This is a genomic window from Oerskovia douganii, from assembly GCF_015142735.1.
GTDB classification, from domain to species: domain Bacteria; phylum Actinomycetota; class Actinomycetes; order Actinomycetales; family Cellulomonadaceae; genus Oerskovia; species Oerskovia douganii.
The window spans coordinates 23,066-49,555 of sequence record NZ_JACSPN010000016.1; the positions used below are offsets into that span (position 1 = coordinate 23,066).

General features: G+C 72.4%; 24 protein-coding genes and 3 tRNA genes. 9 read left to right on the plus strand and 18 right to left on the minus strand.

The window, feature by feature from the left end; translation table 11 throughout:
* Nucleotides 1-76: 76 nt before the first annotated feature.
* The 3 genes from H9623_RS12595 to H9623_RS12605 all read right to left on the minus strand — a co-directional run bounded on the left by H9623_RS12595 (nucleotide 77) and on the right by H9623_RS12605 (nucleotide 2,925).
* Nucleotides 77-1,777: a mechanosensitive ion channel domain-containing protein gene (locus tag H9623_RS12595; RefSeq protein WP_193720395.1), complete on the minus strand. Its 1,701-nt coding sequence runs from the start codon at nucleotides 1,775-1,777 to the stop codon at nucleotides 77-79.
* 80 nt (nucleotides 1,778-1,857) lie between these two features.
* Complete coding sequence (locus H9623_RS12600; RefSeq protein WP_193720396.1) at nucleotides 1,858-2,454, minus strand: antibiotic biosynthesis monooxygenase; 597 nt, start codon at nucleotides 2,452-2,454, stop codon at nucleotides 1,858-1,860.
* 111 nt (nucleotides 2,455-2,565) lie between these two features.
* Nucleotides 2,566-2,925 carry an iron chaperone gene (locus H9623_RS12605; RefSeq protein WP_193720397.1) on the minus strand — a complete coding sequence of 120 codons (360 nt, stop codon included), beginning with the start codon at nucleotides 2,923-2,925 and terminating at the stop codon, nucleotides 2,566-2,568.
* 166 nt (nucleotides 2,926-3,091) lie between these two features.
* Between H9623_RS12605 and H9623_RS12610 the strand changes: the two genes are divergently transcribed.
* The 3 genes from H9623_RS12610 to H9623_RS19525 all read left to right on the plus strand — a co-directional run bounded on the left by H9623_RS12610 (nucleotide 3,092) and on the right by H9623_RS19525 (nucleotide 6,805).
* Nucleotides 3,092-3,556 (plus strand): hypothetical protein, encoded by a 465-nt coding sequence (locus tag H9623_RS12610; protein WP_193720398.1) that lies wholly within the window; start codon nucleotides 3,092-3,094, stop codon nucleotides 3,554-3,556.
* 62 nt (nucleotides 3,557-3,618) lie between these two features.
* The gene (locus tag H9623_RS12615; RefSeq protein WP_193720399.1) at nucleotides 3,619-5,067 is read left to right on the plus strand and encodes a threonine/serine exporter family protein; all 1,449 of its coding nucleotides are present in this window, start codon (nucleotides 3,619-3,621) and stop codon (nucleotides 5,065-5,067) included.
* 424 nt (nucleotides 5,068-5,491) lie between these two features.
* A complete protein-coding gene (locus H9623_RS19525; RefSeq protein ID WP_227748614.1) occupies nucleotides 5,492-6,805 on the plus strand; it encodes a M15 family metallopeptidase in 1,314 nt (437 codons plus the stop codon).
* A 95-nt stretch (nucleotides 6,806-6,900) separates the two neighbouring features.
* Here the strand turns inward: H9623_RS19525 and H9623_RS12625 are convergent, their stop codons facing one another.
* The 10 genes from H9623_RS12625 to H9623_RS12670 all read right to left on the minus strand — a co-directional run bounded on the left by H9623_RS12625 (nucleotide 6,901) and on the right by H9623_RS12670 (nucleotide 15,301).
* The gene (locus H9623_RS12625; RefSeq protein WP_321575430.1) at nucleotides 6,901-7,821 is read right to left on the minus strand and encodes a prenyltransferase; all 921 of its coding nucleotides are present in this window, start codon (nucleotides 7,819-7,821) and stop codon (nucleotides 6,901-6,903) included.
* Entirely contained in the window at nucleotides 7,818-8,132 is a 315-nt protein-coding gene (locus H9623_RS12630; RefSeq protein ID WP_193720400.1) for a lycopene cyclase domain-containing protein, read from the minus strand. Before H9623_RS12630 ends, H9623_RS12625 begins: the two co-directional genes overlap by 4 nt.
* A complete protein-coding gene (locus H9623_RS12635; RefSeq protein ID WP_407671910.1) occupies nucleotides 8,129-8,506 on the minus strand; it encodes a lycopene cyclase domain-containing protein in 378 nt (125 codons plus the stop codon). Before H9623_RS12635 ends, H9623_RS12630 begins: the two co-directional genes overlap by 4 nt.
* Nucleotides 8,503-10,254, minus strand: a complete 1,752-nt coding sequence (crtI, locus tag H9623_RS12640; RefSeq protein WP_321575431.1) for a phytoene desaturase family protein — start codon at nucleotides 10,252-10,254, stop codon at nucleotides 8,503-8,505. The genes H9623_RS12635 and crtI overlap by 4 nt, the downstream gene beginning before the upstream one ends.
* Nucleotides 10,251-11,204, minus strand: a complete 954-nt coding sequence (locus H9623_RS12645; RefSeq protein ID WP_193720401.1) for a phytoene/squalene synthase family protein — start codon at nucleotides 11,202-11,204, stop codon at nucleotides 10,251-10,253. Before H9623_RS12645 ends, crtI begins: the two co-directional genes overlap by 4 nt.
* A gap of 1 nt (nucleotide 11,205) precedes the next feature.
* Nucleotides 11,206-12,372, minus strand: a complete 1,167-nt coding sequence (locus H9623_RS12650; RefSeq protein WP_193720402.1) for a polyprenyl synthetase family protein — start codon at nucleotides 12,370-12,372, stop codon at nucleotides 11,206-11,208.
* 167 nt (nucleotides 12,373-12,539) lie between these two features.
* Nucleotides 12,540-13,523, minus strand: a complete 984-nt coding sequence (gene galE, locus H9623_RS12655) for a UDP-glucose 4-epimerase GalE (RefSeq protein ID WP_193720403.1) — start codon at nucleotides 13,521-13,523, stop codon at nucleotides 12,540-12,542.
* Nucleotides 13,524-13,587: 64 nt separating this feature from the next.
* Nucleotides 13,588-14,514: a cation diffusion facilitator family transporter gene (locus tag H9623_RS12660; RefSeq protein WP_193720404.1), complete on the minus strand. Its 927-nt coding sequence runs from the start codon at nucleotides 14,512-14,514 to the stop codon at nucleotides 13,588-13,590.
* A complete protein-coding gene (locus H9623_RS19825) occupies nucleotides 14,511-14,924 on the minus strand; it encodes an ArsR/SmtB family transcription factor (RefSeq protein ID WP_321575432.1) in 414 nt (137 codons plus the stop codon). Before H9623_RS19825 ends, H9623_RS12660 begins: the two co-directional genes overlap by 4 nt.
* Nucleotides 14,925-14,956: 32 nt before the next feature.
* The gene (locus H9623_RS12670; RefSeq protein WP_193720461.1) at nucleotides 14,957-15,301 is read right to left on the minus strand and encodes a metallopeptidase family protein; all 345 of its coding nucleotides are present in this window, start codon (nucleotides 15,299-15,301) and stop codon (nucleotides 14,957-14,959) included.
* Between the two features lie 247 nt (nucleotides 15,302-15,548).
* Between H9623_RS12670 and H9623_RS12675 the strand changes: the two genes are divergently transcribed.
* From H9623_RS12675 to H9623_RS12695, 5 genes are all read left to right on the plus strand, one after another.
* Nucleotides 15,549-15,621, plus strand: a tRNA-Glu gene (locus H9623_RS12675).
* Between the two features lie 88 nt (nucleotides 15,622-15,709).
* Nucleotides 15,710-15,783 (plus strand) — tRNA-Asp (locus H9623_RS12680).
* A 45-nt stretch (nucleotides 15,784-15,828) separates the two neighbouring features.
* Nucleotides 15,829-15,901 (plus strand) — tRNA-Phe (locus H9623_RS12685).
* A gap of 282 nt (nucleotides 15,902-16,183) precedes the next feature.
* A complete protein-coding gene (locus tag H9623_RS12690) occupies nucleotides 16,184-16,606 on the plus strand; it encodes a phage holin family protein (RefSeq protein WP_193720405.1) in 423 nt (140 codons plus the stop codon).
* Nucleotides 16,603-16,920 carry a DUF3618 domain-containing protein gene (locus H9623_RS12695; protein WP_193720406.1) on the plus strand — a complete coding sequence of 106 codons (318 nt, stop codon included), beginning with the start codon at nucleotides 16,603-16,605 and terminating at the stop codon, nucleotides 16,918-16,920. The genes H9623_RS12690 and H9623_RS12695 overlap by 4 nt, the downstream gene beginning before the upstream one ends.
* Nucleotides 16,921-17,132: 212 nt before the next feature.
* Here H9623_RS12695 and H9623_RS12700 read toward each other — a convergent pair whose 3' ends face one another.
* Nucleotides 17,133-17,345 (minus strand): BldC family transcriptional regulator, encoded by a 213-nt coding sequence (locus H9623_RS12700; RefSeq protein WP_030151000.1) that lies wholly within the window; start codon nucleotides 17,343-17,345, stop codon nucleotides 17,133-17,135.
* 438 nt (nucleotides 17,346-17,783) lie between these two features.
* Between H9623_RS12700 and H9623_RS12705 the strand changes: the two genes are divergently transcribed.
* Entirely contained in the window at nucleotides 17,784-17,996 is a 213-nt protein-coding gene (locus tag H9623_RS12705) for a DUF3073 domain-containing protein (RefSeq protein WP_193720407.1), read from the plus strand.
* 164 nt (nucleotides 17,997-18,160) lie between these two features.
* Here the strand turns inward: H9623_RS12705 and purM are convergent, their stop codons facing one another.
* The 4 genes from purM to H9623_RS12725 all read right to left on the minus strand — a co-directional run bounded on the left by purM (nucleotide 18,161) and on the right by H9623_RS12725 (nucleotide 26,302).
* The gene (purM, locus tag H9623_RS12710; RefSeq protein WP_193720408.1) at nucleotides 18,161-19,276 is read right to left on the minus strand and encodes a phosphoribosylformylglycinamidine cyclo-ligase; all 1,116 of its coding nucleotides are present in this window, start codon (nucleotides 19,274-19,276) and stop codon (nucleotides 18,161-18,163) included.
* Between the two features lie 54 nt (nucleotides 19,277-19,330).
* Nucleotides 19,331-20,878, minus strand: a complete 1,548-nt coding sequence (purF, locus tag H9623_RS12715; RefSeq protein WP_193720409.1) for an amidophosphoribosyltransferase — start codon at nucleotides 20,876-20,878, stop codon at nucleotides 19,331-19,333.
* A gap of 126 nt (nucleotides 20,879-21,004) precedes the next feature.
* Nucleotides 21,005-21,409 (minus strand): hypothetical protein, encoded by a 405-nt coding sequence (locus H9623_RS12720; RefSeq protein WP_193720410.1) that lies wholly within the window; start codon nucleotides 21,407-21,409, stop codon nucleotides 21,005-21,007.
* Between the two features lie 189 nt (nucleotides 21,410-21,598).
* Nucleotides 21,599-26,302 (minus strand): ExeM/NucH family extracellular endonuclease, encoded by a 4,704-nt coding sequence (locus H9623_RS12725; RefSeq protein ID WP_193720411.1) that lies wholly within the window; start codon nucleotides 26,300-26,302, stop codon nucleotides 21,599-21,601.
* Between the last annotated feature and the right edge of the window lie 188 nt (nucleotides 26,303-26,490).

A 26,490-nucleotide genomic window follows, 5' to 3' on the forward strand; every position in this document is an offset into this window, starting at 1 on the left:
GCGTCGACCCGACGGGCGGGGCCGTCACCCCCGGCCCACGGACGCCGTCACCCCGGCGGCGTCCCGCACCCTCGCGTCAGCCGTCGCCGTCGTGCCCCGCGTCCCCGTGGGACTCGCCCCGCCCCAGGTCCCGGGTGCGGTCGAGGTCACCGTCGCCGACGCGAGCGGTCCGCCGGTCGCCCTCGGAGGAACCGGCCGCCGGCTCGGCGTCGTCGTGCGGCGTCTCCGACGCGTCCTCGGACGCGTCGCGCTCGTCCTCCACCCGGTTCCGCTCGGCCGTCTCCTCGCGCTCGTCGATGACGTCCTGCCCCGGACCCGCGAACGCCTGCGCCCGCTCGACCGCCTCCGCGGTGCCGCTGAAGAACGCCGACTCGGCAGCGCCACCGGGCAGGTCCTCGGGTCCGATCTCCCCGGTCGTGCCCGCGTCCGGCGCCGCCGCGAGCCCGGCCTCGACGGGGTCCATGAGGCGCGTCTCGACGACGTCCTGCGGGGCGCTGACCTGACCGATGACCCGGGTCGCGTCGCGGACGGAGACCCGTCGCGTGGCCGGGCGCGTGGTGAGGGGCGGCTGCCCCGGGATGCCCGGACCGACGGGGATCGCGGGCGGCAGGCGGACCTCGGGCTTCGCGGGCGGCGGGAGCCGCGGCGGGGCCGTGGGTGCGGCCGCGACCGCCCCGTCCTCCTGCGCGACGCGCCCCGGTGCGACGTCGGGGGCCTCGCTGATGCTCCCCTCCTCGACCCCCTCGAAGCGTGTGCGGGGCAACGAGTCGGCGCTCGAGCGCTGGAGCCACTCGACGAGCCCCTCGCGCACGAAGCACCGCAGGTCGAACAGCGTCGGGGCGTCGCGTGCGCTGACGAGCGCGCGCACGCGGACGACCCCGTTGATCGCGTCGGTCACCTGCAGGATGCCGACGCGCTGGTCCCACAGGTCCGTGTGCGCGAGGAGCCGCTTGAGCTCGGCCCGCATCGCGCCGAACGGTACCCGGAAGTCGAGGTCGACCTCGACCGTGCCGAGCAGGTCCGCGGCTCGCCGCGTCCAGTTCTGGAACGGGGTCGTCGTGAAGTACGTGCACGGCATGATGAGGCGCCGGTCGTCCCACAGGTGCACCACGACGTACGTCATGGTGATCTCCTCGATCCGGCCCCACTCGCCCTCCAGCACCACGACGTCGTCGACCCGGATCCCGTCCGTGAACGCGATCTGCATGCCCGCGAAAACGTTCGCGAGGGACGTCTGCGCCGCGAGGCCCGCGACGATCGAGATGACGCCGGCCGACGCCAGGATGCTCGCCCCCGCGGCACGCGCCGCGGGGAACGTGAGGAGGACCGCGGCGATCGCGCAGATGACGATGATCGCGACCGTGAGCCGCCGCACCACGATGATCTGCGTGCGGACGCGCCGGGCGTGCCGGTTGTCGACCACGTCGACCCGGAACCGCTTGAGCGCGCTGTCCTCGAGCACGAACGCGAGCGCCCCGACCCACCACGCCCCGGCCGCGATGAGGGCGATGAGCAGCGCGTGCTCGACCGCGGGCCGCCAGCCGACCGACGCGTCGGTCGTGACGCGCACCGCGATCCACACTGCGACGACCATGAGGACGGCGCGGTCCGGGCGGCGCAGCCGCTTGGAGATGTGTCGCGCGAGCTCGCTGCGCCTCCCCAGGCGGTTCGCGACGGCCGAGATGATCGTGCCCAGCACGAACGCGACCACGAGCGCTCCCGCGACGGCGGCCAGGGTCAGAGCGACGTCCGTCGCGTTCTCTATCTCGTCGTCCATCCGTCCACGCTAGGCGCGGACGGATGGACGCGCCCGGACAGGGGCCGGATGAGACGGTCCTCACACGTCGGGCGGTCGCCTCAGCGCGCGAGCCACGGTGCCAGACGGCGGGTCACCCACGGCAGGACGGCGTACGTCATGATCGGGGTCAGCACGAGCGTCGTCACGAGCACCCTGGGGAGCACGGGCAGCTCACCGAAGCTCGGGACGGCCCAGGACATGAGGAGCGTGAACGCGAGGTTCACGGGGAAGAACCCCAGCCAGATGCTCACCGACTGCTTCCACCGCGCCGGTGCGCGCTCGCCGCTGACCTGCGGCTCGTCGACCCGCGCGGGGACGTCGAACCAGCCCTCGATGCCCGTGCGGCGCTCGACGCGCTGGTCCTCCACGAGGCCCTGCCCCTCCTGGAGCCACGCGACCCGCTCGGGCGAGGAGTCCCAGGCGTCGAGCGTCGCCTCGTCGGCGAAGCGGTAGAGCATGTGCCAGTCGTGCGAGTCCTGCGCGGCACGCACCCAGCCCGACCCGAGGAACCCTGGGTACGTGTTGGCCATGTTGACGCCGGCCTGGACCCAGCGCGTCGCGTCCGGCACCAGGTCGGGGTGGATGCGGCGGTGGATGGAGACGGTGACGGGTCGGTCCGGGGATCGCCCGGCCGTGCCCGTGGGAGGAACGGTCATGGGCCGAGTACACGGGGCCCAGGTTTCCGCCGTGTGACGCCCGCGCCGCCGTGGGACGGCGCGTCCCGCCTGGTGGGCACGCTCGAGGCGCTCGCCCACCCGGCCGGAGCGCTACGCCGACGCCTGGTGCTGGGCGAGCAGGTGGCGCGCGACCGTCTCGATCACGCCGTACGGGACCGGCTCGGACAGCAGGAACTTGAGCGTCCCCTTGGAGGCCCGGTACGGGGCGACGAGACGCTCGAAGTCGTCGTCGCCGTCGAGCACGGGATACAGGCTCACGTGGTGCTTCCAGCCCGCGAAGTACACCACGACCTTGCCCCCGATGGTCACGGCCGGGATCTGGTAGCTGATCTTCTCGCCGGCGTCCGGCACGACCCGGTGGATGGTCCGGCGCATCTCCTGCAGGACCGCCTGGGTCTCGGGCGGGAACGAGCCGATGTAGTCGTCGACGGTCGCGAACGTCGCGGTCATGCCGACCTCCCCGTGGTCGGGCCCCGCAGGATGCGGAGGTCTCTCCTCCTACTGTCTCGCGCGAGCGGCCCGGGGGCCTGCGGGAGCGTCCCCCGGCCGGACGGGCCGTGCACGAGACGCTCGCCCTCGGCAGGCCGGGGTGGGCCACCGCGGCCATACTGACCAGATGATCTCCTGGGACCTGGCGCTGGCCCTCCGCGAGGCCGGGGTGCGCTGGCGGCCCGCGTCCGGCGACAGGTTCCGGCTCCTGCGCACCGGCGCGTCGGGCGACCTCTTCACCGTGAGCGACATGACCATCGAGCCTCACGAGTTCGACACGGGCGTCGTCCTCGGCTTCAACGGCACGACCGAGTGGGCGCTCGACTCCGTGGCCATCGAAGACGCGCTCTGGCACCCGCTCGAGCCCCAGCTCCGCGCGCTGCTCGGGGGCACGTTCCGCTGGCTCCGGCGCTTCGTCGAGGACGACGACGTCGCCGCGTACCTCGTGGAGATCGAGGTCGGTGGGCGCCCGCTCGCCTTCCGGGCGTACGACCCGGCCGACGCCTACGGCGAGGCGCTCCTGCACCTGGTCGCGGCGTCGTCGGACGGCTCGCCGGGCGCCTCGCCTCCCCGGCGCGGGGTGACGTCCTGAGCACCGACGGCGCCGCCGCGGGCCCGCCCCCCGAGCCGGACGCGGCACCCGACGACGACGCCGTGGCCACCCCGCACGAGGACACCGCGGCCGCGAGCGCCACCGCACCGGCCGCTGAGCCGGAAGCGGAGCCGGAAGCGGAGCCCGAGCTGGCGCCGGGGCACGAGCAGTCTCCCCGCGCAGCCCGCCGGTTCCCCCTCCTGGCCGGGCTGCGCCACGCGCCCTCGACCGTCCGACGGGTCCTCCAGGCGCTCGGCAACGAGGCCACCCCGGAGGACGAACCGGACGTGCCGGAGATCTCCCCGGACCTGGTGCCGCTGCTGCGCACGCTCGGGCGGGCGATGCTCGACTCGGGCCAGTCCGTCAACGACGCCCAGGACGTCCTCAAGCAGGTCGCCGACCTGCACGGGGCGCACACCGTGCAGACCCTGGTGCTGCCGACGTGCGTGTTCATCCGGGTGCAGACCCGTTCCGGGGTCGTCACCGACTTCACCGACGCCGCGGGCAGCGGCCTGAACCTCGACCAGATCGGGGCCCTCTACTCGGTGATCCGCAGGCTGCGGAACCAGACGCTCTCGCTCGCCGACGCGCGCGCCGAGCTCCGGGAGATGCGCCGGCGCCCGCCCCGGTTCGGCGCGGTGCTCACGATCGTCGGGCACGCGATCCTGACGCTGGGGTTCGGGCTGATCCTCAACCCGACCCTGGACCTGCTGCCGGTCTTCGTGGTGCTGGGCCTCGGCGTCGGGGTCCTGCGCTGGCTCGCGGCGCGCTGGCCCACGCTCGGCACGGCGCTGCCCGTGGTCGCGGCCTTCCTGGTGACGGTGGTCGCGATCCAGGTGGTCCAGCCGTGGCTCGGCGACAGCCCGCTGCAGGTCCTCGTGCCACCGATCATCAGCTTCCTGCCCGGGTCCGTGCTCACGGTCGCGGCGATCGAGCTCACGAGCAACCAGATCGTCTCCGGTGCGAGCCGGCTCCTCTACGGGGTGGCACAGCTCCTGCTGCTGGCGTTCGGCGTCGTCGCGGGGGCCGCGGTCGCGGGGAACCTCCTGCACGGCAGCGCGGGCGAGCACCTGGGGTGGTGGGCCCCGTGGGTGGGGGTCGTGACAGTGGGCATCGGGCAGATGTTCTTCTCCTCGACCCCGCGCCGGAGCCTGCCCTGGGTGCTCGTCGTCCTCTTCGCGGCCTACGCCGCGCAGCTGCTGGGGTCGTTCGTCGCCCCGGAGATCTCGGGCTTCTTCGGGGCGCTCGTGATCGTGCCGCTCGCGACCCTCATCGAACGCACGCGCACGGGCCCGCCGGCGGCCGTCACGACCCTCCCGGCCTTCTGGCTCCTGGTGCCGGGAGCCCTGAGCTTCCTCGGGCTCTCGGAGCTCGTGGCCGGCGACACGGGCTCGGTGACCGACCTCGCCAACGCGGTCGTCGCGGTCTTCGCGATCGCGCTGGGCATTCTGGTGGGTACGGCGCTGACTCGCGACGCGAGACGCGTCGGTCGTACCTTCTTCACGGAATAGGCCCGCTCCCGGCACACCATCACCAGCGGATCCTTGCTCGTCAGGGCCAGACCGGTCACAAACATAGTTGAAGATGGAACGAGTTGGCAGGCACCGAGGACCGTCCTCGCATCCCGCTGCCGACGCCCCGCGGCTCCCACGTCATCCAGACGCGCCGCGACTCGAGCCGCTGAGGCCCACGAACGATCACCGTCACCGCGACGGCACGGCACGGCGCCGGGCATCCGCCCAGCAGCCGCAGTGCGCACGCGGTCCCGGCCTCGGCCCGACGAACGGAACATCGGAACACCGTGACAACTGCACTCTGCTCTGCCACGCCCACGTGGCGCCGCCCGCTCCTGGGCATCGACCCCACCACCTCGCACGCCCACCCCCTCCAGCGCGCCGCCGTCCGGCGGGGCGTCAGCCCGAAGGGGGGATGCTGATGGGTAAGCACTCCCAGCGTCGCTTCGCCGCGACCCTTCCCGGCCGTTCCCTGCGCCGCAGGTCGCCCTACGCCGTGATGGCCGCGCTCGCCACGGTCGCCGTGACCGCCACGGCGGGGGCCGCCAGCATGACCACGTCTCCGACCGGCTCCCACACGTCGGCGTCCTCGGCGTCCGCGCCGACCACGAGCGCGGCCGGTCCCACCGCGTCGACCCCTGAGGAGCAGGCCGCGCTCGACGCAGCGAGCACCCAGCTCGTCCGCGCCGAGTACCTGGCGAGCGAGGGGGCGTCCTCGCTGACGCCCGACCAGCTCGCGCAGATCACCTCGACGCGTGACCAGCTCCGGCAGCTCATGAACGTCGCTACCACGGCCACGTCCGCGGCCGACGCGACGACTGCCACCCTCGACGCGACGACCGACACCGCGCTCGTCGCCGACACCGCCCTGGACGCCGGCGCGACCCTCGACACGAGCGCCACCCTCGACGACGCGACGCCCCTCGCCGCCGACGAGACGCTCGACGGCCGCGACACGTACCGCGCGAGCCGCGCCGGGGCCGACGGTCGTGAACCCCTCACGACGGACGGCACCACCGAGGCCTCCGAGACCGCGGCCGACGCCGCAGCCACCTCGGAGGAGACCGCGGCGGCGGACGCGACCGCCGACCAGGCAGCAGCCGACGCGACCGCCGACCAGGCAGCAGCCGACCAGGCGCAGGTCGCGCCGACGACCACGGAGATCGGGGCTGCTACCGAGGCGCTGCGCACGGTGCTCGACGCCGCTGCCGTCACGGTCTCGGTCCAGCCCGCTCCGACGGCTGAGGAGATCGCCGCCCAGCAGGCCGCCGAGGAGGCTGCCCGGCAGGCCGCCATGGCGGCCCAGCTCGAGGCGTGGGCCAACAGCACCGCGGGCTACTCGAACGGCACCATCCCGGAGAGCCTCCTGTGCTCGCCGAGCTTCGCGCCCGGCCACCTCGTGCGCTGCGACGCGGCGTACCAGCTCGAGCAGCTCAACGTGGCCTACCGGGCGGCGTTCGGCACGGACATCTCCGTGACGTCGTCCTACCGGTCGTTCGCCTCGCAGGTCGCGGTCAAGGCCTCGAAGGGCTACCTCGCGGCGGCCCCCGGGACGTCGAACCACGGCATGGGCCAGGCCCTCGACCTGGGTGGCGGCATCAGCAGCTTCGGGAGCGCGCAGTACGCCTGGATGCGTGCCAACGCCCCCGCCTACGGGTGGGACAACCCCGAGTGGGCCCGCCAGGGCGGTTCCAAGCCCGAGGCGTGGCACTGGGAGTACGGCACGACGTACTGACGCACGACGAGCACCACCGCGGAGGGCGGGCACCCGGAAGGGGGCCCGCCCTCCGTCGTCCGCCCCTCCGTCCGTCGCCGGGCACCGGGCGTCCCTCAGCCCCAGGCGCCGGCGATGAGCAGCATCGTCACGAGGAAACCGGTCACCAGGTTGAGCCACAGGAAGCGGCGCCACCCCGCGTTCGCCCGTTCGCAGTCGTCGTCACGGACCGACCAGAACGACGCGACGTTGACCAGGTATGGCAGGGGCAGCAGCGCGGCGAGCCAGCCCGGCCAGGGGAGCAGGGCCAGCAGCAGCGCGGCGACGAGGTACGCGCCGGCTGCGGCGACGACGGTCCGGTGCGCACCGATCACGGTCGCGACCGAACCGATCCCGCCCTCCCGGTCGGCCCGGACGTCCTGCACGGCACCGAACGCGTGCGACGCGGCCCCCCACAGCACGAAGGCCGCGAGCACGGGCCACACGGTGCGCGCACCGACGTCGGCCCCCACGAGCACGAGCGAGTACAGCAGCGGCCCGACGAAGTGCATGGCCGAGGTGAACGAGTCGAGGAACGGGCGCTCCTTGAAGCGCAGCACGGGCGCGGAGTAGGCCACGACGAGGAAGACCACGACGGCGAGCGTCATGTTCGCGGCGGCGTCGCCCTGCAGGAGCAGCCACGCGAGGAACGGGGCGTTCGTGAGGACGCACGCCCACAGGATCCGTCGGTGGGTGCGTCGAGCCGTCGCGGGGTCCGCGAGCGCCCCCTCGATCCCGCCCTTGCGCGGGTTGCGCAGGTCGGAGGCGTAGTCGAACACGTCGTTCACGCCGTACATGAGCAGGTTGTACGGGATCAGGAAGTACAGGGTCCCGACGACGAGCACCGCGTCGACCCTCCCGCCCGTGGCGACGAGGTAGCCCGCCGCGAAGGGGTAGGCGGTGTTGATCCAGGAGAACGGTCGCGAGGCGGCGGCGATCTCGCGGAGGGTGGCGACCGGTCCCGGCGCCGCCCCGGGCTCCACCACGACCCCGGTCACGACTGCCCGCCCGCGTGCCGGCGTCGGCGGCCGTCCCCGACCCAGGTCCAGACCGCGGGCAGCAGCAGGACCGCCGCGAGCGGGTAGGCGAAGTCCTCGAGGGGTGCTCCGGCGAGGTAGATGCCCAGGATCTTGTCGGGGGCGTACGTGTAGAGCCCGACGGCGATCATGATCGTGTCGAACACGAGCGTCAGCAGCACCATGACGGCGGCGGTCCACAGCAGCGGCCCGGCCCGGTGCCTGCGCAGCGTCCAGGCCGTGGCGCCCGCGACGACCGCCAGGACCACGAGGTTCAGCACGATGTTGGTCATGCGTCCGCTCCGCTCCGGGGTCCGTCGGCCCGCTCGTGCACCGGGTCCCGCCCTGGGGCGCGTCGTCGGACCCGCAGGTCGAGGAACCGCCACACCAGCAGCGTGTTGTAGCAGAGCAGCGTGAGGAAGACGGCTTCCTCGACGGGGAGCTCGGGGGCGAGCTGGAGCCCGGTCATGTGGGGCGAGTCTCCGCGCGCGAAGATCCCGAGCACGAGGCCCGCGACGTCCCACGCGAGGAAGAACAGCACACCGACCACGAGCGTGATCGCGGTCCGGACCGGGTCCGCCCAGAACGCGAGCCGGAACCGGCGGTCCAGGACGGCGAGCCCGCCGAGCGAGAGCGCGAGCGCCCCGAGGTACGCGAACCCGATCACGAGGCTGCTCCGCGGAGCCGCTCGGGCCGACGGCTCGCCGCGAGGAATCCGGGGCGCAGCGGTGTCGGCAGGGGCCGGGACGACGTCTCGCCCAGGAGCCGCTTGGCGACCAGCTCGGCGCTGATGAGGCACATCGGCAGCCCGACGCCGGGGGCCGTGCCCGCGCCCGCGAAGTACAGGTTGGCGACCTTCCGCGAGGCGCCCGGGGGCCGGAACATGGCGCTCTGCGCGAGCGTGTGCTCCATCCCCAGGGCCGTCCCGCGCCACGACGAGAACTCGGTCGCGAAGTGTGCGGGGCCCAGGACCTGCCGGGTCACGACGCGACCGCGCAGGTCCTCGATCCCTGCCCACGCGCCGACCTGGTCGAGGTACCCGTCGGCGAGCTCCTCGAGCGCGGCCTGCGAGGCGGGTGTGCCGCCGAGCCCGGGGTCGGCGGGGAAGGGGACGAGGACGAAGAGGTTCTCGTGGCCGGGCGGTGCCGCAGGGTGGTCGACCGTCGCGTCGTCGGTCGCGGAGGTCCGCGAGACGTAGAGCGAGGCCGGGGTGGGTACGCGCAGCGTGCCGACCTCGCTCGACGGCCCGTGCCCCAGCACGTCCGCGAAGTTGCCCTGCCAGTCCTCGGTGAAGAAGAGCGAGTGGTGCGCGAGCTCGGGCAGGTCGCCGCGGACGCCCGCGAGGATCAGCAGAGCCGAGATCCCGGGGCCTCGGTCCTCCCAGGTCGACGCGGGCAGGTCGGCGTACGTCGGGGGCAGGAGCGCGGTCTGGGTGTGGTGCAGGTCGGCGGCCGACACCACGACGTCCGCGGGGACGACCTCGCCGTCCCGCAGCCGCACACCGGTCGCGACGCCCTGCGTGCGCCGTCGGGACGCCCCGGCCCCCGCGCGGGGCGAGGTGCGGCCGTCGGGCGAGACGGCGGCGGGCGAGACCTCGATCCCGACGACGTCGCTCGCCGTGCGGATCGTCACGCCCTCCGAGCGGGCGATCTTCTCCATGGCCTCGACGATCGTGTACATCCCGCCGCGCGGGAACCGTACGCCCTCGACCAGGTCGAGGTGGCTCATGAGCGAGTACAGCGCGGGCACGCGATAGGGCGAGGAGCCGAGGAAGACGGCGTGGTAGCCCAGGACCTGGCGCAGGCGGGGGTCGCGGACCCGGCGCTCGACGCGGTCGGCGAGCGAGCGCCCCAGCAGGGCCGCGAGCCGAGGCAGGCGCCGGAGCACCGACGCGTCGACAGCCCGGTCGGGCCGCTCGAACGTCGTGTACAGGAAGTGGTCGAGCGCGAGCCGGTAGGCCTCGCTGGACTCCGCGGCGTAGGCGCGCAGGCGTTCCCCGTCGCCCGGCGAGAGCGCGTCGAAACGCGCCCAGTTGGCCTCCGCGTCGCGGGTGACGTCGAGGACGGTCCGGGCGCGCGCAGGGTGGGAGGCGCCGTCGGGCTGTCCCGTGGGCGTGCCGCGCTCGAAGAAGACGCGGTACGACGGGTCGAGCGGCACCAGGTCCAGGTGGTCCTCGACGCGCTCGCCCAGGAGCGCGAACCAGTGCTCGAAGACCTCGGGCATGAAGTACCAGGAGGGACCGGTGTCGAACCGGAACCCGTCGACGTCGAGCGTCCCTGCCCGACCGCCCACCCGCTCGTGGCGTTCGAGGAGCGTCACGCGCGCACCGCCCCGGGCCAGGAGCGCGGCCGTGGCCAGGCCGCCGATCCCCCCGCCCACGACGACGACGTGCGGCAGGGGTGGTGCGTCGGTCACAGGACTCCTCGGGGGTCGGTGAAGCGGGTCGTGCGGGTGGTCGGCAGGTCGCGCCGCAGGGACTCGCGCGCCACCGCGCGGGCCGCGACCACGAGCTTGACGGGGTCCGGGACGCGGACCCGGGCGCGGAGCAGGTCCGCGGGCGGGGTCGCGGCGAGCCTGCCGAGCAGGGAGTCGTAGAGCGCGAGCGTCGCGGCGACGGCCATGCGTGCGCGGCGCGGGAGCGCGGGCAGGGCTGCGCGGGCGGCGTCGAGGTCGACGCCGATCTCCGCGAGGATCGCGTCGACGTCCTCCTGCGTGAGGTCGGCCGGGGTGATCCCGGGGAAGTAGCTGCGACCCAGGTCCTCGTGGTCCGCGCGCAGGTCGCGCAGGAAGTTGATCTTCTGGAACGCCGCCCCGAGACCGCGGGCGCCGTGCACGACGGCGTCGCTCGCCCGCACGACCGGCTCGCCCGGCCGGCGGCCCGCGTTGAGGAACACGGCGAGGCACATGAGCCCGACGACCTCGGCCGAGCCGTAGACGTACTGCTCGTAGCTCGCCTTGTCGTGCTCCTGGACCGTGAGGTCCATGCGCATCGAGGCGAAGAACGGGTCGATCTCCGGGTGCCCGATCCCGGTACGGCGCGCCGTGCGCGCGAACGAGTGGACGACGAGGTTGGTCGAGTACCCGCTCGCCAGGGCGCGGGCCGTCTCGTCCTCGAGCCGGGTGAGCAGGTCGTCGGCCCCCGCGCCGCGACGCGTGTCGACGACCTCGTCCGCGACCCGCACCAGGCCGTAGACCGCGTCGATGTCGCGGCGTGCGACGCTTCCCAGCAGCCGGGACCCGAGCCCGAAGGACGTCGAGTACCCGGTCAGCACCGCTCGGCTCGCGCGAGCGGCGGTGCGGTCGTACAGCATCTGCGACACGAGGGCCTCCCCGGTGATGGTCTCGGACTTCCGGCCGACCGGCATCTCAGGCGACCCGCTCGGCGAACGAGTCGGCGAGGCCGGTCAGGTACCGGCCCAGCGGTCCGGGCAGCCCGGCCGCCCCCGCGCGCGCCTCGTCGAGGTACCGGGTGACGCTCCCGCGGACGGCCTCGGGGGCGCCCGTGCGCCGCATGATCTCCCGCACGACGGCGGCGTCCCTCTCGGTGAGGTCGGCCCGTCCGACGTGCTGGTCGAGCAGCACGACGTCGGCGGGAGCGGCCCGCCGGTACGTGGCGGCCAGCAGCAGCGTGCGCTTTCCCTCGCGCAGGTCGGAGACCGCGGACTTCCCGGTGACCCGCGGATCGCCGAAGACCCCGAGCAGGTCGTCGACGAGCTGGAAGGCGATCCCCAGCGCGCGACCGCACTCCTCGAGGCGGGCTCGGACCGAGCGGTCCGCGCCCGCGAGGATCGCGCCCGAGACCAGGGGCACGACGCACGTGTACGTCGCGGTCTTGAGCTCGGCGACCTGCGCGGGGTCGACGTCGAGGGGCGCGCGGAGCTGGCCGGAGACGTCGAGGACCTCGCCCGCGACGGCCGCCTGGACGGCGCGCACGAGCTGTCGGGTGACCTCGATGCGGTCGCGCGGGTGAGCGGTCGAGGCGAGCACGAGCTCGAACGCGCCGCTGATCGCCAGGTCGCCGCCCAGGAGGGCTGCGGCCTGCACCTGGACCTCGGCGCGGGCACCGCCGATCCCCGAGCCCGCGAGACGTGAGCGCGTGGTCCCGGCGAGGTTCGGACGCCCGCGGCGGGACTCGTCGTGGTCCAGGAGGTCGTCGTGGACGAGCATCGCGGTGTGGAGCAGCTCCTGCGCCGCGGCCACGGGGACCACGGCGCCGAGGTCGTGGCCGCCCAGGCCCAGGTACGCAGCGAGCGCCAGGCGCGGCCGGACGAGCTTTCCCCCGGCCTGGTCCCCCAGGTCCTGCCAGAGGTCGACGACCTGTGGCCCCGCGCTGCCGGCACGGGCTGCGGAGCTCGCGAGGTACTGCGCGAGCGTGCCGCGCGTGGCCGTGACCGCGCGGTCGAGGGCGGCTGCGAACCGGGCGTCGGCGGCGTCCTCGGTGGTGGTCCCCTCGGCGACGGGCGGCGAGGCGGCGAGGCGGCCGGCGGCCGACCGTTCGGCGACGTCGTCGATGGTCGTGCTCGTTCCGGACATGGCACACCCCTTCATCCTCAGCGTGCTGAGTAATTTTGCTCAGCATACTGAGGATCTGACCCGATGTCAGCGAAGGACACGGAAGAGGGCCTCCCCGCACCAGGCGGGAAGGCCCTCTCACCGGGCGCGACGCCCGACCCGCCCGACGGGCGGGTCGAGCGTCCGGCTCAGACGTCGATGCGCCGCGGCCCCGACTGCCAGGCCTCCCAGGCCGAGGCGATGATCTCCTCGAGCCCCTGGGTGCCGCTCCACCCGAGCACCTTGTTGATGCGCTCGGGCGAGGCCACGAGCTGCGGCGGGTCGCCCGCCCGACGGGGGAGGATCTCCGGGGTCACGTCCAGGCCGGAGACCTTGCCGATCTCGTCGATGACCTCGCGGACCGAGGAGCCGGTGCCCGTGCCGACGTTGAAGACGTCGTACGCGCGCTCGTCCTCGTCCAGGTAGCCGAGCGCCGCGAGGTGCGCCTCGGCGAGGTCCAGGACGTGGATGTAGTCGCGGATGCACGTCCCGTCCGGCGTCGGGTAGTCGTCGCCGAAGATCTTGGGCTGCTCGCCGCGCTCCAGGCGGTCGAGGACCATGGGGACCAGGTTGAGGACCGCGGGGTCTCCCAGGTCCGGCCATCCGGCACCGGCGACGTTGAAGTAGCGGAGCGCCACGAACCGCAGGCCCCAGGCTCGCCCCGCCGCACGACCGAGCCACTCGCCGATCAGCTTGGTCTCGCCGTACGGGTTGATGGGCTCGGCGTGCAGCTTCTCCTCGACCAGCGACACCGACGGCATGCCGTAGGTCGCCGCCGACGACGAGAAGACCAACCGGTCGACCCCTGCAGCCTCCATGGCCGTGACGAGGTTCGTGAACCCGCCGACGTTCTGCTGGTAGTACCAGGCCGGCTTCTCGACGGACTCCCCGACCTGCTTGCGCGCCGCGAAGTGCACCACGGCCGTGACCTCGTGCTCCCTGAGGGTCCGGGTCAGCACCTCGACCGCCTCCGCGCTCGAGACGTCGAGCCGCACGAGCGGCGCCCCACCGACGCGACCCTCCTGCCCGGTGCTCAGGTCGTCCACGACGACGACCTTCTCCCCTCGTCCCTGCAGCAGCCGCACCACGTGCGCGCCGATGTACCCCGCTCCGCCTGTCACCAGAATCGTCATGGGACGAGCGTAGTTCGGCGCGGTTGCACTTCTCGACACACCCGGCCACCGGGACCGCAGGGCCTCAGTGGTGGACCGAGGACTCCGTCTCCTGCATCTCGGGCGGCTCGATCTGGAACGTGCAGTGGTCGACGTCGAAGTGCCCACCCAGGCACTCCTTGAGCCTGAGCAGCACCTCGGTCCCTCCCCCGCGCGCGATGAGCCCTTCCTCGACGACGACGTGGGCGGACATGACCGGGACTCCCGAGGTGATGGTCCAGGCGTGCAGGTCGTGGACCCCCACGACGCCGGGGATCCCCTCCATGTGCGTGCGCACCTTCTCGAGGTCGACCCCCGCGGGTGTCGACTCGAGGAGAACTGCCGCGACCTCGCGGAGGAGCATGAAGGCACGGGGAAGGATCATGAGGCCGATCGCGACGGACGCGAGCCCGTCCGCCCCCGTGAAGCCGACCGCGACGAGGATGCCGGCCACGATCACCGCGACCGACCCGAGCAGGTCGCCGAGCACCTCGAGGTACGCGCCCCGGACGTTGAGGCTCTCGGCCTGCCCGGCGGACAGCAGGCGCAGGCCGACCGCGTTGGCGACGAGACCGACGACCGCGACGCCGATCATGAGTCCGGCCTGGATCTCCGGGTCCGGCGAACGGAACCGCGAGACCCCCTCGACGATCGCGAGCACGGCGACGGTCCCCAGGATGAGCGCGTTGGTCAGGGCCGCGAGGATCTCGGCGCGCTGCCACCCGAAGGTCCGGGTCGGCGACGCGGGGCGGGTCGCGAGCCAGCTCGCGAAGAGCGCGATCCCGATCCCGGTCGCGTCCGTGAGCATGTGCCCGGCGTCGGCGAGCAGGGCGAGCGACCCCGAGACCACCGCACCCACGACCTCGAGAGCCATGACGCCGAGCGTGATGCACAGGACGATCACGAGCCGACGGCGGTGCGCGCCCGTGGCGGTCGCCGCGCCGTGGGAGTGGGAGTGGGAGTGGCCGGTCATCGTGCGCCTCGCGTCGCCTCGACGACCCTCTCCGCGTCGGCCAGGATGTGCGCGACCTCAGGACGGGCGAGCCGGTACCAGGACGACCGTCCTTCGCGACGCGTCTCGACGAGGCCCGCCTCGCGCAGGGTGGCGAGGTGGACGGACACCGTGGACTGGGCGAGCCCGAGCTCGCGGGTCAGGTCGACCACCCGGTGCTCGGCGACCGCGAGGAGATGGACGACCGAGAGCCGGTGCGGCTCGGCGAGGGCGTGCAGGAGCCGGGCGACCGCGGTGTGGTCGTGCCCGACGACGGGCGGCGTGCACGGCTGCTGCGGGTGCTCGGACGCGACCTGGTCGGCGAGACCGTCGGCCGCCGGGCGTCGCGCCCGGAGATGGGTGCGGGTGCTCGTCTCCCTTTTCATCGTCATGTGGCGATGTTATCGCCTTCTGACGATGACTGCTAGCCCCAGCCCAGCTCGTGCAGCCGGTCGTCGTCGATGCCGAAGTGGTGCGCGATCTCGTGGACGACCGTGACCACCACCTCCTCGACCACCTCCTCACGCGACTCGCAGATCGCCAGCGTGGGGTTGCGGTAGATCGTGATCCGGTCCGGCAGCGCTCCGGCGGCCCACATCAGGTCGCGCTCCGTCAGCGGCACCCCCTCGTACAGACCCAGCAGCTCGGGGTCGTCGGCGGGCGCGTCGTCCTCCACCAGGACGACCACGTTGTCCATCTGGTCCGCCAGCTCCTGCGGGATCTCGTCGAGCGCGTCGCGCACCGCGTCCTCGAAGTCCTCGCGCGTCATCTCCACCACGGGATCATCCTCTCCCGCCGGGCCCGCCCACCGGCACCAGGGCCACCCCGGCGGACCCGTCCGGCGCGTGCTCGACGCCGTGCACGACGCCGTGCTCGACGCCGTCCGACCCGTCGCTCTACCGGGCCCACCCGTCCCCTCCGGGCCGTTTTGCACCGCGCCACCAGTTCCCCGTATGCTGACGGAGGTCTCTCGGCGACTCGTGCCCCGCAGGCGGTACGGGTGTCCAGGAAACTAGGCCCCCATCGTTTAGCGGCCTAGGACGCCGCCCTTTCACGGCGGTAGCACGGGTTCGAATCCCGTTGGGGGTACTCGGAAGGATCCGATTAACGGATTCGCCCGGCAGTGAGATACGATTCTCGAGGTTCGAACGGCCCCGGCCGGGAGAAACTCACGCAAGGCCCTGTAGCGCAGTTGGTTAGCGCGCCGCCCTGTCACGGCGGAGGTCGCGGGTTCAAGTCCCGTCAGGGTCGCTCGACAGCGACTGCCCGGTCTACACGACCGGGCTTTCGTGTCAAGGCTCTGTAGCTCAGTTGGTAGAGCGTTCGACTGAAAATCGAAAGGTCACCGGATCGACGCCGGTCGGAGCCACTTCCACGAAGCCCCACCTCGTATCGCACGAGGTGGGGCTTCGTCGTTCCCATCGCCCGGCCCCACCCCACCTGGCCAGGCCCGTACCGGGCGGGACCGTCCGGCGCCCGCCTCACCCGCCTCCTCCGCAGCACACCCGAGCCCCACTCGCACCTTCGGCGCGTGGAATTGCCCTGGGGCCGGTTGACCGGTTGAGTGGGACATGAAGAACGACTCTTCGGGGCGCGGGCGAGCCCCGCGCGCATCGGCGTCCCCCCGGGGACCGCCAGGAAGGTGACCACCATGAGCGACTGGGACGACGGGCACACCCCTCCCCCGAACCCGAAGCCATCGATCGGCAAGCTCGTCGAGCAGATGTCCGAGCAGGCCACGCGCCTCGTCCGGACGGAGATCGCGCTCGCCAAGAAGGAGCTGACGACCAAGGCTGCCCGGTCGGGCATCGGGATCGGGATGTTCGTCGTGGCCGGCGTGCTCTCGCTCTACGGTCTCGGCTTCGCCCTGCACTCCGCGATGGTCGGTCTCGCTCACGCCGTGCCGCTGTGGCTCGCGGCCCTCATCGTCGGTGTCGCCCTGTTCCTGATCGCAGGCCTTCTCGCGTTCGTCGGCAGCAAGCAGCTCAAGAAGGGCATGCCCCCGACGCCGGACACGGCGATCGCCGGCATCAAGGAAGACGTCGCCACCGTGAAGGAAGGACTGCGCCCGTGAGCACCGAACCGACCAGGACCGAAGGGGCCAAGCCCGTGCCCACCCAGGCCGAGCTGGAAGCCGAGATCGCCCGGACCCGGGCCGAGCTCGCGAGCACCATCGACGAGCTCACGACCCGCCTCGACCCTCGGACGCAGGCCGCGCACGTCGCGCAGCAGACCAAGCAGGCGGCCGCCGACACGGGCAGCTTCTTCACGGGCGGCGGCCTCCCCGAGCACGACCCGGCACGGGCACGGAACGTCAAGATCCTCGTCGGCGGCACGGTCGCGGCGATCGCGCTCGTCGCAGCGGCGATCCTCAGGCGTCGTTCCTGAGGTCTCCCGACGCAACCGCCCCGGACGCCCCTGCCGCATCGCGGCGGACCTCCCCGGGAACGACCGAGCCCGGCGCCACAGGCGCCGGGCTTTCGGCTGGTCGATGTGAAGTGGGGGTCGGACGCGACGGGGAGCTCCGGGCAACGGGTCCCGGGGCTCCTCAACGGACCGACCGTGAAGGCTGGGCGCGGGAACGTCCACCGCGCCGTCGGTCAGCCCTTGTCGACGCCCTCGGCGTTCTCGCTCGCAGCACCCAGGAGTGCGCGAACCTCGGACTCGCGATAGCGACGATGCCCCCCGAGGGTCCGGATCGACGACAGCTTGCCGGCCTTGGCCCAGCGAGTGACGGTCTTGGGATCGACGCGGAACAGGCTCGCGACCTCGGCCGGTGTGAGCAGAACTTCGGACTCTCCATGGACGGACATCACTGCACCTCCTCCTAGCGACTGGCTGGTCCGACGGTGACGTCGGAACGCGACGACAGCGCTGCGCTAGCCCTTCCATTGTCGCAGCATGATGATTTTGGGCGACTTGGCGGACAGGGTGAATTAGGCGGGGTATGGGTGGTACAGGTGTTTAGGACCAGATTTCTCGCGGCTCGACGCCCTCCGCGGACCTCTCCGGACCACCCCTCGGGACGGCCCGTCGGCGCGCCGCGACGACCCCCCGGGCTACCCCTCGGCACCGCCCGCCGCACCCCGTTGTGTGGAGACACTGTGACAAGGGACCCGTTCGGGGGACCCGAGTGGCTGGAATGCCTGCGGAGCATGTACCGTTGGACTCTGAACAGACGAAACAACACTCCCGGGGCCGCACGTCTGAGTACGTTGCCGCCCCGCTTCTACGTTGAGGGGGTCGGAGCCATGGGCCGCGGCCGTCAGAAGGCTAAGCAGACCAAGGTCGCTCGCGCGCTGAAGTACTACAGCCCCGAGACGAACTACCAAGCTCTCGAACAAGAGCTCACTGGTCACAGCCACACGGATCTCGCGACAGATCCTCGCTACGGAGCGAGGTCTTCCGAGGACAACACGGGAGACTACGACCAGCCGTTCGCCGGCTGGTCCGACGACCGCTGACACGACCTCACCCCACCTGCGACCTTCGGGCCCCAGGTCCGTGAGTCGACAGGTCGCGAGTCCGTCCACCGACGACAGCCCGCGTCTGTTCCTCGTACGACGAAGGCGCGTCCTGCGTCTCCTGCCCTCAGGGCACGAGACGCAGGACGCGCCTTCGTCGTACGTCAGCCCCGGTAGTCCCCCGTGAGGCGCACGGCGCCCGCGTGCACGCCCTTGGTGCCGACCACCAGGTCCTCGCCACCCGCCTGCGCCGACGCGTCGTCGAGCACGTCGACCGTGCCCAGGACCCATGCCGGCAGTCCCAGCTCCGCACACCGTGCGAGCGCGGCGTCGGCCCCGTCCGCGCCCACGATCGCGATCATGCCGACACCCAGGTTGAGCGTGTTCTCCAGGTCGCGGCGCGGCACGTTGCCCAGGTCGCGGACCACGGTGAAGACCGGGGGGAGGTCCCACGAGCCGCGGTCGACGGTTCCGACGAGCCCGGCGGGGAGCACCCTGGCCAGGTTCGCGGCGAGCCCGCCACCGGTGACGTGCGTGAAGGCGTGGACCTGGGCGGCGTCGTCGTGCGCCAGGGCGAGGCAGTCGCTCGCGTAGACGCGCGTGGGCTCGAGCAGCTCCTCGCCGAGCGTGCGGCCGAACTCCTCGACCGCGCGGTCGAGCTCCCAGCCCGCGTGCCGCACGACCGCGCGGACCAGCGAGTAACCGTTGGAGTGCAGGCCCGACGAGCCCAGGGCGATGAGGACGTCGCCCTCGCGCACGCGCTCGGGTCCCAGCAGGCGGTCGGCCTCGACCACACCGGTCGCGGCCCCCGCGACGTCGTACTCGTCCTCGCCCAGGAGGCCCGGGTGCTCGGCCGTCTCGCCGCCCACGAGGGCCGTGCCGGCGACCTCGCACGCCGCCGCGATCCCCCGGACGATCCCCGCGATGCGCTCGGGCACGACCTTGCCGCACGCGATGTAGTCCGTCATGAAGAGCGGCTTGGCCCCCACCACGACGATGTCGTCGACGACCATGCCCACCAGGTCGAACCCGATCGTGTCGTGCACGTCCATGGCCTGCGCGATCGCGACCTTGGTCCCCACGCCGTCGGTCGAGGTCGCCAGCAGGGGCTTGGTGTACGTCGCGACCTCGCTGAAGTCGTAGAGCCCGGCGAACCCACCCACTCCCCCGAGGACCTGCGGGCCGTGCGTACGGCGCACGGCGTCCTTCATCAGCTCGACGGCCTTGTCGCCCGCCTCGGTGTCGACACCGGCTGCGGCGTAGGTGAGACCTTCAGACACGAATGAACTCCTGGTGATCTGCGGCGCGCCCGAGAGGGCGTACGTCGTACGGGGTCAGGGGTGGTCGAGGGCGGTCCCGCCGCCGACCCCCACGGAGAGGCTGCGCAGCCCGTCCTCCGGGGCGCCCAGCGGCAGCTCGGCCTGCTCGAGCAGGTGCTTGCCGAGCTGGTCGTCCGGGGGCAGCTCGATGGGGTACTTCCCGGTGAAGCAGGCCGTGCAGAGCTGCGAGGCCGACTGCTCGGTCGCCGCGATCATGCCCTCCTCGGAGATGTACCCGAGCGTGTCGGCACCGAGCGAGGCGCCCACCTCCTCAGGTGACAGCCCGTTCGCGATGAGCTCGGCCCGCGAGGCGAAGTCGATGCCGTAGAAGCACGGCCACTTGACCGGCGGCGAGCTGATGCGGACGTGGACCTCGGCGGCCCCCGCCTCGCGGAGCATCCGGATCAGGGCGCGCTGCGTGTTGCCGCGCACGATCGAGTCGTCGACCACGACCAGCCGCTTGCCGCGGATCACGTCACGCAGCGGGTTGAGCTTGAGCCGGATGCCGAGCTGGCGCAGCGTGTCCGACGGCTGGATGAACGTGCGGCCGACGTACGCGTTCTTCGTCAGGCCCTGCCCGAACGGGATCCCGGACTCCTGGGCGTACCCCACGGCGGCGGGGGTCCCGGACTCGGGCACCGGGATCACGAGGTCCGCGTCGATACCGTGCTCACGCGCGAGCTGACGGCCCATCTCGACGCGCGCGGCGTGCACGGAGCGACCGTTGATCGACGTGTCGGGACGGGCGAGGTAGACGTACTCGAAGACGCAGCCCGCGCGCTCGACCGGTGCGAAGCGCTGCGAGCGCAGACCGTCGCCGTCGATCGCGATGAGCTCGCCCGGCTCGACCTCGCGGACGAACGAGGCGCCCACGATGTCCAGGGCAGGGGTCTCGCTCGCGACGACCCAGCCACGCTCGAGGCGCCCCAGCACGAGGGGCCGCACTCCCTGCGGGTCGCGCGCCGCGTAGAGCGTCTTCTCGTCCATGAACACGAGGCTGAACGCGCCGCGAAGACGCGGGAGGACCTCCATCGCGGTGTCCTCGAGCGAGTGGTCCGCGTCGCCCGCGAAGAGCGCCGTGATGAGCGCCGTGTCGGTCGTGTTGCCGCGCGCGAGCTCGCCGCGGCGCTGCGCGCCGTAGCGCTCGGCGACGAGGTTCACGAGCTCGGCGGAGTTCGTCAGGTTGCCGTTGTGCCCCAGCGCCACCGTGCCCGACGACGTCGCGCCGAGCGTGGGCTGAGCGTTCTCCCAGGTCACCCCACCCGTCGTGGAGTACCGGCAGTGCCCGACGGCGATGTGGCCGGTCAGGGCGTTGAGCGCCGTCTCGTCGAAGACCTGGGAGACGAGTCCCATGTCCTTGTAGACGAGGATCTGCTCACCATTGCTGGTCGCGATCCCGGCAGACTCCTGACCGCGGTGCTGCAACGAGTACAGACCGAAGTAGGCGAGCTTGGCGACCTCTTCGCCGGGCGCCCAGACACCGAAGACGCCGCAAGCGTCCTGGGGGCCTTTCTCGCCGGGCATGAGGTCGTGGTTGAGAAGTCCATCTCCGCGGGGGGCCACGGCTCCAGTGTCCCATACGCTCGCGGGCTCACCGAAGTCGCGACCAGGGGATGGACCCCGGGGTGCGACGACGGGTCGTCCTGCCGAGCGCGCTCTCCCTCGGCCCGTGGCCGACGGGTCAGCGGGTCAGCGGCGCAGGCTCCGCTTGTCGGCCCAGATCGCCAGGGCCCCCGCGACGAGAGTCGTGAGCGTGGTCGTCCCGAGGACCACCACCGTGAGATAGACGCCGGGCTTCAGGACGCCGCTGGACGCCGGCGACCCGAGCCAGGTGATCCCGATGCACAGCCCCACGACGATCCCGACCAGCGCGCCGGTCGTGAAGAACGCCTTGTACCGGGGGGCGCGGCGGATCGTCGCCGGGTCGATCACCGACTCGATCTCGACCTCGTCGCCGCGGACGCCGTCGTTCGCGGCGCCGGGCGACGCGGCAGGGGTCCCGGACGCAGCAGGTGCGTCGAGGGTCGGTGACTCGGCCGGGCCGGGGGTGCTCGGGGGCTCGTTCACGTCAGGGGTGGGGGTGCTGGGGCTCACGCGGCCGAGACTACCCGGTGGGGCTGGGAATCCCCTGTGCCGCCCGACGGGCGCGACGAGGGCCAGCAGCGCCCGTGCCGCCCCCTCGAGAGCTGCACCGGCGCAACCGGGCGCGAGACGCCGTCGGGCCTGCTCCCCCCGGGAGGGCAGCAGGCCCGACGACGACCAGGCGATCAGGCGATCAGTGCGTCAGCCGCACGTGACCGCCGGGTAGGCCACCTCGTAGGTCTCGGTCAGCTGACCGCCCTTCGAGGTCGAGGCCACGACCTCGACCGTGCCGGCCGGGATCGACGTCGCACGCGTGTTGAACGACTGCGCCGCGATCTTGCCGGCCTTCAGGTTCGGGAACGTCTTGCTCCCGTACGCGGTCGTGTAGGCCACGTCGATCGGGCCCGACTCGCCGTTCACACCCTTGACCGCCAGGTGCACCCGACCGCCCACGCACTGGCCCTTGGCCGAGAGGTCGGTCATGACGACGTCGGGCACGTCCACGCCCTCGACCGTGAGCGCCAGGCGCGTGACCGTCCCGCTCGGGGCCGCGACGACGTACAGGCCGTACTCGCCGCCCGCCGTCTCCGCCGGGACCGCCACCCCGAGGCTCGCGGCCCCGTTCGTGACCGTGCCCGTCGCCACGGCCGTGCCCGGGTTCGCCGGGTCGAACGCCGTGCCAGCCGGCACGAGGTACGCCGAGACCCCCGTGTTGGCCGGGCTGCCGAGAGACGTCAGGTTCAGGCGGGAGACCGTCGCCGTGACGGACTCGCCAGCGGTGACCGTGCCCAGGCCGTCCGCGACCACGCCGCGACGGGCGAAGTCAGGGGCGAGGTCCGGGTGGGCCTGCAGGTAGGAGATCCACGCGTCACGGTCGATCAGACCCGAGTCGCGCGCGTCCGTGCCCTGCGAGAAGACCCGGAAGTTGTCACCACCCGTCGCGAGGAACGAGAACGTCGCGACCCGGTAGACCTTCGCCGGGTCGAGGGGCTCGCCGTTGACGAGGACCGACGTGATGTTGTCACCCGGGGTGGCGTTCACGTCCGCGGTCCTCGCGGTGTAGCTGACGTTGTCCGACAGACCCAGCGCCAGGTACGGGCGCGACGGGCGCGTGCCGTCCGCGTTGGTCTGCCACTGCTGCTCGAGCATCGTCTCGACCTGCGCGCCCGTGAGGGACACGGTCCACAGGTTGTTGACGAACGGCAGGACCGCGTTCGCCTCGGCGTACGTGATGACACCGTCCGCACCGAAGTAGAGCTCGTTGCGGAGACCACCCGGGTTGACGACACCGATGTCGGCACCGCCACGGGCCGGGTCGGCCAGCGTGTCGCGCAGCGAGTTCGCGACGAGGTTGCCGAGCGTCGACTCCGACGCGCGGTCGTCACGCCCCGTGGACGGCAGCGGGCCGGAGCCCGTGTACTTCCCGTCCACGAACGAGCCGCCCAGGTAGGCGGTCGTGATGTCGGCCGTGACCGAGCCGACCGGCTGGGCGCCGATGACCTCGGCCTGCGCGAGCGCCGCGTCGACGATCGTCTTGACCTCCGCCACGCGGGGGTAGGTCGCGACGAGCTCGCCGGCAGGCGTCGTGGTGCGCTTGACGTTCTGCACCGAGTACTCGGTGACCAGGTCGGTCGCGGTGTCGAACGACAGGCTCACGTGCCCGATGTTCTCGCCGTAGCTGCCGGTCTGCAGGACAGGACGGGTCCGGTCGGTCCCGGGGATGAGTGCCTCCCACGCGTACTGCTTGTGGGTGTGGCCCGTGAAGATCGCCGAGACGCGGGCGTCCGTGTCGTTGACGATCTGCTCGAACGCGCCCTGGTGGGCGAGCTCCTGCTCGAGCGTCGAGCCGTCGGGCGTGCCCGCGCTCGCGCCCTCGTGGTAGAGCGCGACCAGGAGGTCGGCCTCACCGTTCGCGTCGTCGCCGTCGCGCAGCTGCGCGGCGACGCGGTTCACGGCCTCGACGGGGTCGCCGAAGTCGAGGTCCGCGACCCCGGACGGCGTCACGAGCGTCGGGGTCTCCTCGGTCACGGCGCCGATCACGCCGACCGTGACGCCGTCGACGTCGATCACCGCGTACTCCGGCAGGGCCGGGTTCGTGGTGCCCTTGGCGTAGACGTTGGCGCCCAGGTAGGACCAGTCGGCCGCGTCGCTGACGCGCCCGGTCAGGTCCGCGAAGCCCTTGTCGAACTCGTGGTTGCCCACCGCGGAGGCGGACAGGTCCAGGGCGTTGAGCACGTCGATCGTCGGCTGGTCGTCCTGCAGCGCCGACGCGAACAGCGACGCACCGATGTTGTCGCCGACCGAGAGGAACGCGGTGCCCTCCGGGTTGGCGGCACGCAGCTGCTCGACGGTCCCGGCGAACGCGACCGTGTTCGCGTCGATCCGACCGTGGAAGTCGTTGATCGCGAGCAGGTCGATCTCCTTGACCCCACCCGGCTCCTCACCGCCCAGCTCGAGGCCGACGACGATCGGGTCGTGGTCGGACGAGCGGAACGCCGTGGTGTCGTACAGGTTCGACACGTTGTAGTTGTAGCGGCTGTACTCGTTCGCGATGGGCTCGACCGAGTTGATGTTCCAGATGTCGGTGTCCGTGACCGCAGCGGCGGCACCGGGCGAGGCCAGCACGTGGTCGAGCGAGCCGACGAGACCGTCGAACAGGTACGTCTCCTTGCCCGTGGTGGGGCCGAGGTCCACGTAGCCGACGTCCGTGAGGACCTTGATCGGGTCCTCCTGGGCGTAGGCGTTGAAGTCGCCCGCGAGCAGCACCTTGTCCGTGCCCGCGGCCGTCGACACCTGGTCCGCGAACGCGGCGAGCGCCGTCGCCTGCTTGACGCGCGAGGCGTTCGAGGCGCCCTGCCCGTCGCCCTGGTCGGCGTCCGCCCCCGAGCCCGAGCCCTTGGACTTGAAGTGGTTCGCGATGACGACGAAGTCCGTCGAGGCGTCTGCCCCGGCGACCCGGAAGGTCTGGGCGAGCGGCTCACGGGCGTTGTCGAAGGCCGCGACGTCGTGGATGACCGAGGCCCCCACGGTCTCGACGGCCGCCGGACGGTAGATGAAGGCCGTCCGGATGACGTCCTCCGAGGCGGGCAGCGCGGCCGGGGAGGGCACGAACGCCCAGGTCCCGGCGCCGGCCGCGGCGTTGAGGCGGTCCGTGAGCGTCGAGAGCGCGGCGTCGCGGTTCTTGCCGAACACCTTCGAGTTCTCGATCTCCTGGATCGAGACCACGTCCGCGTCGAGAGCGTTGATCGCCGCGACGATCTTGGTCTCCTGGCGCTGCAGGTTCGCCGCGTTCGCGGCGCCGCGGGCGTCGCAGCCCGTGCGCACCGTGATCGGGTTGCCCTCGCGGTCCGTGTAGAACTGGCACCCGCTGAGCTGGTCGCCCGTCGTGGTGAAGTAGTTCAGGACGTTGAACGCGGCCACGGTCACGTCGCCGCCCACGGCCTCCGGGGCTGCGGTGCGCGTGTCCGCGAACGTCGCGGGCTGGACCGCGGCCGCGTTGGCGGGGGTCAGCTCCGTGACGGGCTGGAAGTTCCAGCCGTCGAACCGGTAGTCGAGGACCACGGGCGAGGTGAACGTCGCGAGCGCCCCGACGCGCACCGGGGCGCCGCCGGTCAGGTACGGCAACGGCTTGGCCTTGTTGGCGGCGTTGTTGAAGTTCGTCGTCGCGCCGTCGTCGAGGTTGATCCGGCGGGCGTTCGCGTCGGCGACCGCGGCCGCGGCCTCCGCGCTGCCCGGGCGACCGACCGACGTCGGCTGGCGCAGCGGCTCGGTGCCGCTCGCCAGGACGACCGACCCGTAGTAGTTCGTGTCGTAGTTGTCGGCGACGACGTAGTCACCGGCGGGCTGGACCAGCATGCCCTCGAGCTTCTCGCGGTCCGCGGCGGTCGCGGGGTAGGCGACGTTCGCGGGCTTGGCGACCTCGGCCGGTTCCGTCAGGACCTTCCAGCCGGTCGCCGCGGGCGTGACCTGGGTCAGCCCGAAGTACTCCGAGACGACGCCCGTGACCTCGACGTGCTGGCCGACCTGCAGCGCGGACGCCGCGGCCTTCGAGTACACGAAGAGGCCGTCCGACGCGGTGTGCGTCGCGAGGTCCAGGTCTCCCCCCGACCCCGCGGTCTGGATGTAGAGGCCGTCGAAGCCGCCCGTGGGGTACGTGGCGGTCACGACGCCGCGCGTCGTGACGGTCTGGCCCACGAAGGGGCTCGCGTCGCCCGTGCCCTGGATCTCGGCGATGGTCCTGGCCGTGCCCGGCTCGGGGTCCGGGCCGGGACCCGAGCCGCCACCGCTGTTCTGGGGCGTGACCGTGGTGCTGACCGCGAAGTCCTTGGAGTTGTCGTCCGTGTCGCCGCCCGATGCGCGGTTGAGCGAGCTCGGCACGTTGTTGGCCGTGCCCGCAGGGGCCGCGGCGGTCTCGAACGTGTTGGACGTGCCGTAGCCCAGGAGGTCCACGACCTGCGGGTTCCCCACGACCGAGCCCGGCGTGAGCGTGATCGCCGAGGCAGACCTGACCAGCGCCAGCGTCCCGTTCTGCCCCTGCGGCGCGATGGTCCCCGTCGCGTCGGGCGTCGGGAGCGCGGCACCGTTGGCGCCGTTCGAGGCCCCCTGCACCAGGTAGTAGCCCCCGGCCTTGATGGTCCCCGTGAGCGGTACGACGCCGTTCGAGGCACCTGTGCCCGTCGCGGAGCGGTACTGGACGGACCAGCCCGTGAGGTCGATGTCGGCCGACGTCGGGTTGTACAGCTCGACGAACTTGTTGAGGTACGGGGCGTTGGCGCTGCCGCCGTTGAGGTAGGCCTCGTTGATGACGACGGACGACCCGTCGACCGCAGCAGATGCCGTCCCCGCGGCGACCGTGCTGAGCGCCGCCGTGGCGACGAGCGACGCCGACAGGGTGGCCGCGACCACGCCTCTCCTGCGTCGGGACTGATGGTGACTACCGATCACGCTGACTCCTTCGTGTCGTGGCCGGGTTCCCGGCGCGCCCGCCTCGGCGCGGGTGGCGCAGGTGCAGGCTCTGGAATCCAACAGCAGGCTGATGAACGCGTGGTGTCCGGCCGGTCTCCACCGGTCGAACGGCCACGTCCCCCCTGACG

Excerpts from the sequence above, each read along its gene's own strand:
- H9623_RS12595 (WP_193720395.1), bottom strand. The coding sequence starts at position 1,777 with ATGGACGACGAGATAGAGAACGCGACGGACGTCGCTCTGACCCTGGCC.
- H9623_RS12600 (WP_193720396.1), bottom strand. The coding sequence starts at position 2,454 with ATGACCGTTCCTCCCACGGGCACGGCCGGGCGATCCCCGGACCGACCC.
- H9623_RS12605 (WP_193720397.1), bottom strand. The coding sequence starts at position 2,925 with ATGACCGCGACGTTCGCGACCGTCGACGACTACATCGGCTCGTTCCCG.
- H9623_RS12610 (WP_193720398.1), top strand. The coding sequence starts at position 3,092 with ATGATCTCCTGGGACCTGGCGCTGGCCCTCCGCGAGGCCGGGGTGCGC.
- H9623_RS19525 (WP_227748614.1), top strand. The coding sequence starts at position 5,492 with ATGGGTAAGCACTCCCAGCGTCGCTTCGCCGCGACCCTTCCCGGCCGT.
- H9623_RS12630 (WP_193720400.1), bottom strand. The coding sequence starts at position 8,132 with ATGACCAACATCGTGCTGAACCTCGTGGTCCTGGCGGTCGTCGCGGGC.
- H9623_RS12645 (WP_193720401.1), bottom strand. The coding sequence starts at position 11,204 with ATGCCGGTCGGCCGGAAGTCCGAGACCATCACCGGGGAGGCCCTCGTG.
- H9623_RS12650 (WP_193720402.1), bottom strand. The coding sequence starts at position 12,372 with ATGTCCGGAACGAGCACGACCATCGACGACGTCGCCGAACGGTCGGCC.
- galE (WP_193720403.1), bottom strand. The coding sequence starts at position 13,523 with ATGACGATTCTGGTGACAGGCGGAGCGGGGTACATCGGCGCGCACGTG.
- H9623_RS12660 (WP_193720404.1), bottom strand. The coding sequence starts at position 14,514 with ATGACCGGCCACTCCCACTCCCACTCCCACGGCGCGGCGACCGCCACG.
- H9623_RS19825 (WP_321575432.1), bottom strand. The coding sequence starts at position 14,924 with ATGACGATGAAAAGGGAGACGAGCACCCGCACCCATCTCCGGGCGCGA.
- H9623_RS12670 (WP_193720461.1), bottom strand. The coding sequence starts at position 15,301 with ATGACGCGCGAGGACTTCGAGGACGCGGTGCGCGACGCGCTCGACGAG.
- H9623_RS12690 (WP_193720405.1), top strand. The coding sequence starts at position 16,184 with ATGAGCGACTGGGACGACGGGCACACCCCTCCCCCGAACCCGAAGCCA.
- H9623_RS12700 (WP_030151000.1), bottom strand. The coding sequence starts at position 17,345 with ATGTCCGTCCATGGAGAGTCCGAAGTTCTGCTCACACCGGCCGAGGTC.
- H9623_RS12705 (WP_193720407.1), top strand. The coding sequence starts at position 17,784 with ATGGGCCGCGGCCGTCAGAAGGCTAAGCAGACCAAGGTCGCTCGCGCG.